Source organism: Streptomyces sp. NPDC060198, from assembly GCF_042728415.1.
GTDB lineage: Bacteria > Actinomycetota > Actinomycetes > Streptomycetales > Streptomycetaceae > Streptomyces.
In genome coordinates this window covers 1-11,689 of the sequence record NZ_JBHWZJ010000224.1, presented here as the reverse complement: position 1 = coordinate 11,689, position 11,689 = coordinate 1, and the positions used below count along the sequence as shown (strand labels likewise).

Below are 11,689 nucleotides of genomic sequence, written 5' to 3'. Positions count from 1 at the left end.
GCCCTGGTTTCTCCCACCCGCCCGGCCCTGGTTCTCCCCGCCGGCACGCCACCCGGCGCGTACCGGACGGGTTTTGGCCACGGCCGGCCCGGCGGCCATGTGTCCCGGAGGTCACGGCCGGGGCGCCGCTTTGCGGACACACCGCCCGCCGCGTCGACGACCGGTTACGAAGACGCTTCGAGGACGTACGCGGGGGTGACCCCGCCCGACCGGGAGACCCGCCCGCCCCACGGCGAACAGGCCGGAAGAACACTCCCCCGCAGATGACATGCACACGTAATCTCCCGGCGGAGCGGACGAGGAAATCCCTCGCCCGCGCGTCCTCGAGGAGTCCCTGTGCGCGCTCTCTTCCCGACCTCCCCCCACGTGCGTCGCCGCCTGCTCGCCACCGCCGCCCTGGCCGGAACCCTGGCCCTGACCCCGGTGTCCGCCTCCCCGGTCAACGCCTCCGCCGCCGCGGGGGCCACCTCCTGCGCCGACGACACGGCGTCCGCCCTCGCACGCCAGGCCCGCCCCGGGGCGGGCGCCACGGCGCACGAGCCCAACGCCATCAGCACCGCCGCCGCGGAGGCGATCGACGCCGACCTGCGCACCAGACTCGCCGAGCGCCGCTCGGCCGGGGTCACCACCCTGGCGGCCGGCGCCTCGATACCGGTGTACTTCCACGTGATCCACTCGGGCGCGACCGGGAACCTGTCGGCGAGCGCCATCAGCGCCCAGATGAGCGTGCTCAACAGCGCTTACTCCGGAGCCGGTACGGGCAACACCGCCACCGGCTTCAGCTTCACCCTGGCGGCGACGGACTACACCGACAACGCCACCTGGTACAACGTGAGCTCCGGTTCCAGCGCCGAGAAGGCAATGAAGACCGCTCTGCGCAAGGGCGGGGCCAACGCCCTGAACATCTACACCGCCAACCTCGGCGGCGGCCTCCTCGGCTGGGCCACCTTCCCGAGCTCCTACGCCTCCAGCCCGAAGATGGACGGCGTGGTGATCCTCGACACCTCGCTGCCGGGCGGGGCCGCGACCAACTACGACGAGGGCGACACCGCCACCCACGAGGTCGGCCACTGGATGGGGCTGTACCACACCTTCCAGGGCGGCTGCAATGGAAACGGCGACTACGTCGCCGACACCCCGGCCGAGAAGACCGAGGCGTACGAGTGCCCCACCGGGCGGGACACCTGCACCAACAAGACCGGGGTCGACCCGATCCACAACTTCATGGACTACACGTACGACTCCTGCATGTACCAGTTCACCCCTGGCCAGGTGCAGCGGATGAGCGACAGCTGGACCGCCTACCGCGGCTGAGCCGCCCCTCCGCCCGCCCCCGGGCCCCGGGCCGTGCCGGTGGTCCGGGGGCGCGGCGCGTCAGAGGGTCGCCAGGAAGCCCAGCGCGACCTTCCACGCCAGTTCGGCCGACTTCTCGTCCCAGTCGGGCAGAGCGTCGTCGGTGAAGAGGTGTCCGGCACCGGGGTAGCGGTAGATCTCCACGTCCGCCCCGGCCCGCCGCATCTCCAGGTACCAGCTGTTCAGCCAGTCGTGCGGCTCCGAGGCGTCCGGATCGGCGACGTGCAGCTGGACCGGGAGCTCGTCCGTGCTCGCGTTCTCGGCGAGGTCCGAGGTGCCGTGGAAGAGCAGCAGCCCGCGGGCCTTCTCGTCGCCGAGGGCGAGGGTCTGCGCCACGGCCGCCCCGAGCGAGAAGCCCACGTAGACGAGGCCCTGCTCCGAGTAGGGCGCGGCGGCCAGGACCGCCCGCTTGAGCAGCTCGTCCTTGCCCAGCTCCTCCCGGTACGCCTGCGCCTCCGCCTGCGTTTCGAAGGTGTGCCCCTCGAACAGATCGGGCACGCGCACCTCATGGCCGGCTGCTCGGAGCCGGTCGGCAGCGGCGTGCACCGCGGGCCGGAGCCCGTAGGTCGAGTGGAAAAGCATGATGTTCATGCCGCCCATGGTGCCAGCTGCCACCCGGACCCCGGAGGACACGAGGATGGAGAACGTGCTGCGCCCGCTGCTGATCGTCGGCGGCTCGGTGGCGATCACCCTGCTGGCCGGCTGGCTGGTGGACCTGGCTCTGCGGCGGGCGGACGTCCGGCACCCCGACACGCCCCTGTGGGGCCTGCTGCGGCGCTGCCGGCCGCCGCTCCAGGTGGTGATCTGCGCGGGCCTGCTGCGGGGCACCTTCGCCCATCTGCGCCTGGAGCTGGTGCGCGACCACCGGGATTCGATCGGCCAGGTGCTGAGCCTGGTGCTGATCGGCGCCTCGGCCTGGCTGGTGGTCCGGGTGGCGGCGACCGTCGTGGAGTCCAGTTACGCCCGGTACGCCACCTCCACCCGCGATCCGGCCCGGGTCCGCCGCGTGCGCACCCAGGTGACGCTGATCCAGCGGGTGGTCATCGCCGTGGTGACCACGGTGGCCGTCGCCGCGATGCTGCTGACCTTCCCGGCGATGCAGACCGTCGGCACCTCGATGCTGGCCTCGGCCGGTGTGCTCGGCATCGTCGCCGGTGTCGCCGCCCAGTCCACCCTCGGCAACGTCTTCGCCGGGTTCCAGATCGCTTTCGGCGACATGGTGCGCCTCGGCGACACCGTGGTGGTGGACGGCGAGTGGGGCACCGTGGAGGAGATCACGCTGACCTTCCTCGCCGTACGCACCTGGGACGAGCGCCGGATCACGATGCCGGTGTCGTACTTCACCAGCCGACCGTTCGAGAACTGGTCGCGCGGAGGCGTCCAGATGACCGGCACGGTCTACTTCCATCTCGACCACGCGGCGCCGATGGCCGCGATGCGGGACAAGGTGCGCGACATCCTCGGCGAGTGCGGTGCCTGGGACGGCCGGACCTGGTCGCTCGCGGTGACCGACACCACACCGACCACCATCCAGGTGCGGGCCGTGGTCACCGCGAAGGACGCGGACGACATCTGGACGGTCCGGTGCGCGGTGCGCGAGCAGCTGATCGCCTGGCTCCGGGACCACCACCCGTACGCCCTGCCCCGGGTCGCCACGGCCCCCGCCACGCTGGTGGCGGCCGACCAGTGGCCGGAGCTGACCTCCCGTACGGCCGCGTCCGTCCGCCGCGGCGGCGAGGAGTCCGCCCCGCACGCGGCCGCGCACACCGGGCGCGGCTGACCGCGCCCCGGCTCAGCGCAGGCTGCGCACGTCCAGGAACCGCAGCACCCGGTCGACCACCTCGGGGTCGGAGCCGGCTTCGCTGCGGGCCGAGAGCACCTCGTGGCGGGCGGCCGACAGCAGCTCCCGCTGGATGCGGCTGACCTCCTTGAAGCGCTTCGCGCGCTGGGCGTAGGCGTCGCGCCGCTCCTCGTCCACCATGTCGGGGCTGATGCGCGCCCCGATGTCGTAGGCGGCGCGCTGGAGCCGCTCCAGCACCTCCTCGGGGAACTCCTCCACCTGCTGGATCTCCTTGAGCCGTGTCCTTGCCGCCTTCGCGGCACGGATCGCGAGGCCCCTCTCCAGCTCACGTTCGGCGTCGGTGTCGGCCCGGACACCGAGCCGGCGCACCAGCCACGGCAGGGTGAGCCCCTGGAAGACCAGGGTCGCCACGATGACCGCGAAGGCGATGAAGACGATCTCGTCGCGGCCCGGGAAGGGTTCTCCGTCGTCGGTCTTCAGCGGGACGGCGAGTGCCAGTGCGACGGATGCCACCCCTCGCATCCCCGCCCACCACATGACGACGGTCTCGCGCCAGCTGGTCGGAATCTCCTCGCTCACGTCGCGCCGGGTGTGCAGCCGCTTGGCGAGCCAGGTCGCCGGGAGCAGCCAGAGCAGCCGTACGCCGATCACCACCCCGACGATCGCGAGCCCCCAGCCCGCCAGCTGCCACTCCCGCCCGTCGGCGGTGCCGAAGACGTTGTGGAGTTCCAGTCCGATGAGCCCGAAGGCGATCCCGGTGACCAGGATGTCGACGATGTTCCAGAAGGTGCGCCCGGTGAGCCGGCCCAGTACGTCGTCGGCGTCGGCGGTGTGCTCGGCGAGGAAGAGAGCGGTGGTCAGGACGGCGAGGACGCCGGAGCCCATCAGCTCCTCGGACAGCACGTAGGCGACGAACGGCACGAGGAGGGTGAGGCCGACCTGGAGCGTGGCGTCCCCGAGGAGGCCCATCAGCTTGATGGTGAGCCAGCCGAGCGCGAGCCCGACCGCTATGGCGACCGCGGCCGACAGGACCAGCAGGCCGAATGCCTCGGGGAGCGAGAAGGAGCCGCTCACGGCCGCGGCGATGGCCACGTGGTAGAGCACGATCGCGGTCACGTCGTTGAAGAGGCCCTCGCCCTCCAGGATGGAGACCAGCCGGCGGGGCAGACCGAGCGAGCCGGCGACCGCCGTGGCCGCCACGGGATCGGGCGGCGCGACGAGCGCGCCGAGCGCCACGGCGGCGGCGAGGGGCAGTCCGGGCACGACGGAGTCGGCGACGGCCGCGACCGCCGCCGTCGTCACGAAGACCAGGGCGACCGCGAGCAGGAAGATCGGCCGTTTGTTGGCCGCGAACTGCCGCCAGGAGGTGCGCTGCACGGAGGCGTAGAGCAGCGGCGGCAGCAGGGCGGGGAGGATGATCTCCGGCGGGACGTCGACGTTGGGCACGAAGGGGAGAAAGGCCAGCCCTCCGCCGATGAGTGTCATCAGCACCGGGGCGGGCAGTCCCAGCCGCTCTCCCACCGGCACCGTGATCACCGCTCCCAGCAGGAGCAGCAGGAGCAGTGCCATCTGGTCCACGTGGAGCGCCTTCCGCAGCGTTCGGGGCGTGCAGCTGCCGCCCGGCGCGCGGCCGGACGGGAGCTCCACCCTGTCACGCCGGGGCGGCGAGGTGCGGTGACACCCCCTGGTGCGCGGCGGACGAACGGAAGCTACTGCTCCGCGAGCGTGCGGCGCATGGCGCGGTGCGCTATCCCGGCGTCCAGGAACTCGGGGCCGTACACCCGGTAGCCGAGGCGCTCGTAGAAGCCGAGGGCGTGGGTCTGGGCGTGCAGGTCGACCGCGGCCAGACCGAGCGCCCTCGCCTCGTCCTCGACGGCACGGACCAGGGCCGCCCCGACGCCCAGGCCGCGGGCCGACTCGGCCACGGCCAGCCGGCCCAGCGAACCGACGGTGAGGTCGCCGCCGGTCTTCCCGGCCGCGGCCTCCCCGTGCAGCAGCCGGCCGGTGCCGAGCGCGGTGCCGTCCTCGGTGACCGCGATGACGTGCACCGTGGTGGCCTCGGGCCGGTCGTACACGTCGTACTCCAGCTCCTCGGGCACTCCCTGTTCGCCGACGAAGACGTCCTTGCGGACCTGGAAGCAGGCCGCGCGGTCCGACTCGTCACGGGTCCGCCGGGCGGTGTACGGGGTGGTGCCGGTGGTCATTCGCTCTCCGCGGCGATCGTGTCGAGGGCGTGCTGGAGGTCGGCCGGGTAGTCGCTGGCGAACTCGACCCAGCCTCCGTCCGAGGGGTGTTCGAAGCCGAGCCGGACGGCGTGGAGCCACTGCCGGGTCAGGCCGAGACGTTTGGCCATGGTCGGGTCCGCGCCGTAGGTGAGGTCGCCGACGCACGGGTGGCGGTGGGCGGACATGTGCACCCGGATCTGGTGCGTACGGCCCGTCTCCAGCTTGATGTCGAGCAGGCTGGCCGCGCGGTACGCCTCGATGAGGTCGTAGTGCGTCACGGAGGGCTTGCCCTCCTGGACCACGGCCCACTTGTAGTCGTGGTTCGGGTGACGGCCGATGGGGGCGTCGATGGTGCCGCTCATCGGGTCCGGGTGGCCCTGCACCAGCGCGTGGTACTTCTTCTCCACGACGCGGTCGCGGAACTGCGCCTTGAGCAGGGTGTACGCGCGCTCCGACTTGGCCACGACCATCAGCCCGGAGGTGCCCACGTCGAGCCGGTGCACGATGCCCTGGCGTTCGGCGGCACCCGAGGTGGAGATGCGGTAGCCGGCTGCGGCGAGGCCGCCGATGACGGTGGTGCCGGTCCAGCCGGGGCTGGGGTGCGCGGCCACGCCGACCGGCTTCACGATGACGACGATGTCGTCGTCGTCGTGCACGATCTCCATGCCCTCGACGGGCTCGGCGACGATCTGGACCGGAGGAGCCGCCTGCGGCATCTCGACCTCCATCCAGGCACCGCCCTGCACCCGGTCGGACTTCCCGGCCACCGAACCGTCCACCTGCACCTTTCCGGCGGCGGCCAGCTCGGCGGCCTTGGTGCGGGAGAACCCGAACATCCGGGAGATGGCGGCGTCGACGCGCTCGCCCTCCAGGCCGTCGGGCACGGGCAGGGTTCGGATCTCGGGGTACGTACTCACCTGGTCGAGTATGCCTTGCGGCCACCGGTGCTGTGACCGGTGAGCCTCCCCGGCCTCTCCCGGGCGGGACTCAGTCCTTGTGGACGGTGCCGTCCGGGTCCAGTCCCCGGAAGGAGAGGATCACGATGAGGATGCCTCCGCAGACGATCGCGGAGTCGGCCAGGTTGAAGACCGCGAAGTGCGCCGGTGAGATGAAGTCCACCACCGCGCCCTTGAAGACGCCCGGCGCGCGGAAGAGGCGGTCGGTGAGGTTGCCGAGCGCCCCTCCGAGCAGCAGGCCGAGGGCGATGGCCCAGGGCAGGCTGCGGAGCTTGCGGGCGAGCCGGACGATGACGACGATCACCGCCGAGGCGATGACCGTGAAGACGACCGTGAAGGCCTCGCCCATGCTGAACGCGGCGCCGGGGTTGCGCACCGCTTCCAGCTTCAGCCAGTCGCCGATGATCTCGACCGGGGCGTGGTGCTCCAGCTTCGCGACGACGAGCGTCTTGCTGATCAGGTCGAGGAGGTACGCCACGACGGCCACGGTGAAGAGCGCGACGAGCCGCCGCCTGCCCTTCGCCGCGACGGCGGTGGCGCCGTCCGCCCCCGCGACCGGGTCACCGGCCGCCGTGTCGCGGTCGGTCGTGCCACCGTCCCCGGCACCGCCCGGGGCGGTGCCGTCGGCGGGCGTCAGGGGCCCGGTCTCCCCGGCCCCTGGGGCGTCGGGAGTCTCCGGCGTTTCGATGGTGCGCTCCGCCTCTGCCACGTGAATCCTCAACCTGAGTCGTGTCCGGTACCGCACCCCCGGCCGCCCGGCGGGGCGACCGGACACGGCCTCGGTGCCGATTGAGGACGAGGGTACGACACGGAGGCCCGGGGGGTCAGCCGCGTCTCTCCTGCTTCTGCTTGTCCTCCACGCAGAGGGTGGCCCGGGGGAACGCCTGCATGCGGGCCTTGCCGATGGGTTTGCCGCACACCTCGCAGAGGCCGTAGGTTCCCGCGTCCATGCGGGCCAGGGCACGTTCGGTCTGCTCCAGGGTCTCCTGGGCGTGGGCGGCGAGCGAGAGCTCGTGCTCGCGGGTGATGTTCTTGGTGCCGGTGTCCGCCTCGTCGTCACCGGCCCCGTCCCCGGAGTCGCGCATCAGCCCCGCGAGGGCCGCCCCGGAGGCTTCCAGCTCGGTGCGGAGCCGGGTGGCCTCGCCGGTGAGCTCCGCCCGCGCCTCGGCGACCTCCTCCGGCGTCCAGGGGTCCTCCCCCGGCCGGACGGCCAGCTCCCCCGGTGCGGTCGCCACGCGTGCCTGGGGCACCGCGCTCGCGCTCGATCCGCCGGACGCGGCCCTGGCCGCGGTCTTCTTGGCTGCCACCGTCTGCTCTCCTGTCTGCTGGGCGGCGTCGGCCGCCTCCGTGGCCGCTGGTTCGGCCTTCTTCGCCGTGCTCGTGCGGGCCGCGCTCTTCTTCGCGGAGGCCTTCCCTGCGGCGCTCTTCCCGGCGGCGGTCCTCTTGGCAGCCGTCTTCTTGGCGGCTGCCTTCTTCGCGGGTCTCTTCGCGGCCGCCCCCGACTGCGTTGCGCCGCGACCGCCCCCGGCTTCCGCGCCGCTCGCGGTGTCCTCCCCGCTCCCGGCGTACGTGCCGTCGTCCGCCGCGGATGCAGCTGACGACGTCCGACGGACGGTCTTCTTCGCCACCATGGGCGCGACCCCTTCACCTAGGGTGATCCTGCTCGCGGATCGTGCTGGGACGATAAATCGACCCATGACCCGCGGCAACGGGGCACGCCGCCCTGCCACCCCTCCCCGCACCCGGACACGGCCCGCCTGCATCCGTTGTGCCCAGCTGCCCGCCGGGTATTCCGCCGCGTGACGGAACCACGGGTTCCGCGGGCCCCGACGCGCCATTCGGGTCAGTGCCGGGGCCGCGCGGGCCCCGCGCGGAAACCGGTCGGCCGCGCCGCCCCCGGCCCCGTACACTGGGCGCAGCGAGAGGCATGGATGGGACGAGTAGCGTCGTACGCAGCCCAGAGCGACCCGGGGTCGGTGGAAGCCCGGGGGCGAGCGCGTCGTGAAGATCACCCCGGAGCCGTCGGAAGAACGCCGCAGCAGGCAAGTAGACCCGGCATCGCACCCCAATGAGGGGGCCAGGGCATGCGCCCGGGCCAAGGAGGGTGGTACCGCGGGAGCCCAGCGCTCTCGTCCCTCCGACGGAAGTGGGAAGACGTCCGCCGGAGGAAGCCCGAACATGACATCGCCGCAGTACCGCCCGGTCCCCGCTCAGGTCGACCTGCCCGCGCTGGAGCACGACGTGCTCGACTTCTGGCGCGACGGCAAGGTCTTCGCCAAGAGCCTCGAACAGTCCGAGGGCCGCCCCGAGTGGGTCTTCTACGAGGGTCCGCCGACCGCCAACGGCATGCCCGGTGCCCACCACATCGAAGCCCGCGTCTTCAAGGACGTCTTTCCGCGCTTCCGCACGATGCAGGGCTACCACGTCGGCCGGAAGGCCGGCTGGGACTGCCACGGCCTGCCCGTGGAGCTGGCGGTCGAGAAGGAGCTGGGCTTCAACGGCAAGAAGGACATCGAGGCGTACGGCATCGCCGAGTTCAACGCCAAGTGCCGTGAGTCCGTGACCCGCCACACCGACGCCTTCTCCGACCTGACGACCCGCATGGGGTACTGGGTCGACATGGACGACGCGTACCGGACGATGGACCCGGAGTACGTCGACTCGGTCTGGTGGTCGCTGAAGAAGATCTTCGACAAGGACCTGCTGGTCCAGTCCCACCGCGTCGCCCCCTGGTGCCCGCGCTGCGGCACCGGCCTCTCGGACCACGAGCTGGCACAGGGGTACGAGACGGTCGTCGACCCGTCGGTCTTCGTCCGCTTCCCGCTCACCTCCGGCCCGCTGGCCGGCCGGGCGGCGCTCCTGGTCTGGACGACCACTCCCTGGACGCTGGTCTCCAACACCGCCGTCGCCGCGCACCCCGACGTCGAGTACGTCGTGGCGACGGACGGCGAGGAGCGTCTCGTCGTGGCGCGCCCGCTGGTGGAGAAGGCGCTCGGCGAGGGCTGGGAACTCACCGGCGAGTCCTTCACCGGCCGGGAGATGGAGCGCTGGACCTACGAGCGCCCCTTCGACCTGGTCGCGTTCCCGGCCGAGGCGCACTACGTCGTCAACGCCGAGTACGTCACCACCGAGGACGGTACGGGTCTGGTCCACCAGTCCCCCGCGTTCGGCGCCGACGACCTCCTGGTCTGCAAGGCGTACGGTCTGCCGGTGGTGAACCCGGTGCGCCCGGACGGCACGTTCGAGGAGGACCTGCCGCTGGTCGGCGGGGTCTTCTTCAAGAAGGCCGACGAGACCCTCACCGAGGACCTGGCGGCCCGGGGCAAGCTCTTCCGCCACGTCCCGTACGAGCACAGCTACCCGCACTGCTGGCGCTGCCACACCGCGCTGCTCTACTACGCGCAGCCCTCCTGGTACATCCGCACGACCGCCGTCAAGGACCGCCTCCTCGCCGAGAACGAGAAGACCAACTGGTTCCCCGACTCGGTGAAGAACGGCCGCTTCGGCGACTGGCTGAACAACAACGTCGACTGGGCGCTCTCGCGCAACCGCTACTGGGGCACCCCGCTGCCGATCTGGCGCTGCGAGGACGGTCACCTCACCTGCGTCGGCTCGCGCGCCGAGCTGTCCGAGCTGACCGGCAGCGACCAGTCGGAACTCGACCCGCACCGCCCGTTCGTCGACGCGATCACGTTCACCTGCACCGAGGACGACTGCCGACTGGAGGCGTACCGCGTCCCCGAGGTCATCGACGCCTGGTACGACTCGGGTTCGATGCCGTTCGCGCAGTGGGGCTACCCGTACAAGAACAAGGACGTCTTCGAAAGCCGCTACCCGGCGCAGTTCATCTCGGAGGCCATCGACCAGACGCGTGGCTGGTTCTACACGCTGATGGCGGTCGGCACCCTCGTCTTCGACCAGTCCTCCTACGAGAACGTCGTCTGCCTCGGCCACATCCTCGCCGAGGACGGCCGGAAGATGTCCAAGCACTTGGGCAACACACTCGACCCGATCCCGCTGATGGACCAGCACGGCGCCGACGCGGTGCGCTGGTTCATGGCTGCGGGGGGTTCCCCGTGGGCGGCCAGGCGGGTCGGCCACGGCACCATCCAGGAGGTCGTCCGCAAGACGCTCCTGACGTACTGGAACACGGTCGCCTTCCAGGCGCTGTACGCCCGTACGTCCCAGTGGGCGCCCTCGGCGGCCGACCCGGCGCCGGCGGACCGCACGGTCCTGGACCGCTGGCTGCTGAGCGAACTCAACGCCCTGGTGGGCGAGGTGACCACCGCGCTGGACGGCTTCGACACCCAGCGGGCGGGCAAGCTGCTCTCCTCGTTCGTCGACGACCTGTCCAACTGGTACGTCCGCCGCTCGCGCCGCCGCTTCTGGCAGGGCGACAAGGCGGCGCTGCGCACGCTGCACGAGGTCGTCGAGACGGTGACCCGGCTGATGGCCCCGCTGACCCCGTTCATCACCGAGCGGGTCTGGCAGGACCTGGTGGTCCCGGTGACGCCGGGCGCCCCCGAGTCGGTGCACCTCTCCTCGTGGCCGGTGGCCGACGCCTCGGCGGTCGACCCCGCGCTCTCCACGCAGATGGCGCTGGTGCGTCGGCTGGTGGAGCTCGGCCGGGCCACCCGCGCCGAGTCCGGTGTGAAGACCCGCCAGCCCTTGTCCCGCGCCCTGGTCGCGGCGGCCGGCTTCGAGACGCTCTCCGCCGATCTGCACGCGCAGATCACCGAGGAGCTGAACGTCTCCTCGCTGGCCTCCCTCTCCGAAGTGGGCGGCTCGCTGGTCGACACCACGGCGAAGGCCAACTTCCGCGCGCTGGGCAAGCGTTTCGGCAAGGGCGTGCAGGCGGTCGCCAAGGCGGTCGCGAACGCCGACGCCGCCGCGCTGTCGCAGGCGCTGCGCGAGGGCACCGCGTCGGTCGAGGTGGACGGCGAGACGGTCTCGCTGACGCCGGACGAGGTCATCATCACGGAGACCCCGCGCGAGGGCTGGTCGGTGGCGTCCGACTCCGGCGCCACGGTCGCCCTGGACCTGGAGATCACCCCGGAGCTGCGCCGCGCGGGCCTCGCCCGTGACGCGATCCGGCTGATCCAGGAGGCCCGCAAGAACAGCGGCCTGGACGTCGCGGACCGGATCGCGGTGCGCTGGACGTCCGGCTCGGCCGCCACGGTGGAGGCGCTCACCGAGCACGCCCCGCTGATCGCGGACGAGGTGCTCGCCCTGGACTACGCGCAGGGCGACGCGGACGACTCGTACGGCACCCCGTTCGAGGACGAGGGCCTGGGTCTGAGCTTCCGTCTCCGCAAGCACTGACGGAGCGCCCCCGGCTCCTCGGGGCACCGCAT

9 protein-coding genes are annotated in these 11,689 nt (G+C 71.9%); 3 read left to right on the top strand and 6 right to left on the bottom strand.

The features are described 5' to 3' along the window. The first annotated feature begins 336 nt into the window (after positions 1-336). A complete protein-coding gene (locus ACFWEP_RS23740) occupies positions 337-1,314 on the top strand; it encodes a zinc metalloprotease (protein WP_387372640.1) in 978 nt (325 codons plus the stop codon). A 60-nt stretch (positions 1,315-1,374) separates the two neighbouring features. Here the strand turns inward: ACFWEP_RS23740 and ACFWEP_RS23735 are convergent, their stop codons facing one another. Further along, on the bottom strand, positions 1,375-1,953 hold the full coding sequence (locus ACFWEP_RS23735; protein WP_387372642.1) for a dienelactone hydrolase family protein: 579 nt from the start codon (positions 1,951-1,953) through the stop codon (positions 1,375-1,377). Between the two features lie 37 nt (positions 1,954-1,990). Here ACFWEP_RS23735 and ACFWEP_RS23730 point away from each other — a divergent pair, with 37 nt between their 5' ends. Further along, the gene (locus ACFWEP_RS23730; RefSeq protein ID WP_387372638.1) at positions 1,991-3,133 is read left to right on the top strand and encodes a mechanosensitive ion channel family protein; all 1,143 of its coding nucleotides are present in this window, start codon (positions 1,991-1,993) and stop codon (positions 3,131-3,133) included. 12 nt (positions 3,134-3,145) lie between these two features. Here the strand turns inward: ACFWEP_RS23730 and ACFWEP_RS23725 are convergent, their stop codons facing one another. The 5 genes from ACFWEP_RS23725 to ACFWEP_RS23705 form a co-directional block, all read right to left on the bottom strand. Further along, positions 3,146-4,732: a Na+/H+ antiporter gene (locus ACFWEP_RS23725; RefSeq protein WP_387372636.1), complete on the bottom strand. Its 1,587-nt coding sequence runs from the start codon at positions 4,730-4,732 to the stop codon at positions 3,146-3,148. A 131-nt stretch (positions 4,733-4,863) separates the two neighbouring features. Further along, positions 4,864-5,358 (bottom strand): GNAT family N-acetyltransferase, encoded by a 495-nt coding sequence (locus ACFWEP_RS23720; protein WP_387372634.1) that lies wholly within the window; start codon positions 5,356-5,358, stop codon positions 4,864-4,866. Beyond that, positions 5,355-6,296 (bottom strand): RluA family pseudouridine synthase, encoded by a 942-nt coding sequence (locus tag ACFWEP_RS23715; protein WP_387372632.1) that lies wholly within the window; start codon positions 6,294-6,296, stop codon positions 5,355-5,357. Before ACFWEP_RS23715 ends, ACFWEP_RS23720 begins: the two co-directional genes overlap by 4 nt. A gap of 70 nt (positions 6,297-6,366) precedes the next feature. Then, positions 6,367-7,044, bottom strand: coding sequence for a signal peptidase II (lspA, locus tag ACFWEP_RS23710; RefSeq protein ID WP_387372630.1), 678 nt, complete (start codon positions 7,042-7,044; stop codon positions 6,367-6,369). A gap of 115 nt (positions 7,045-7,159) precedes the next feature. Beyond that, a complete protein-coding gene (locus tag ACFWEP_RS23705; RefSeq protein WP_387372628.1) occupies positions 7,160-7,966 on the bottom strand; it encodes a TraR/DksA family transcriptional regulator in 807 nt (268 codons plus the stop codon). Positions 7,967-8,513: 547 nt separating this feature from the next. Here ACFWEP_RS23705 and ileS point away from each other — a divergent pair. After that, entirely contained in the window at positions 8,514-11,657 is a 3,144-nt protein-coding gene (gene ileS / locus ACFWEP_RS23700; protein ID WP_387372626.1) for an isoleucine--tRNA ligase, read from the top strand. Positions 11,658-11,689 lie beyond the last annotated feature (32 nt).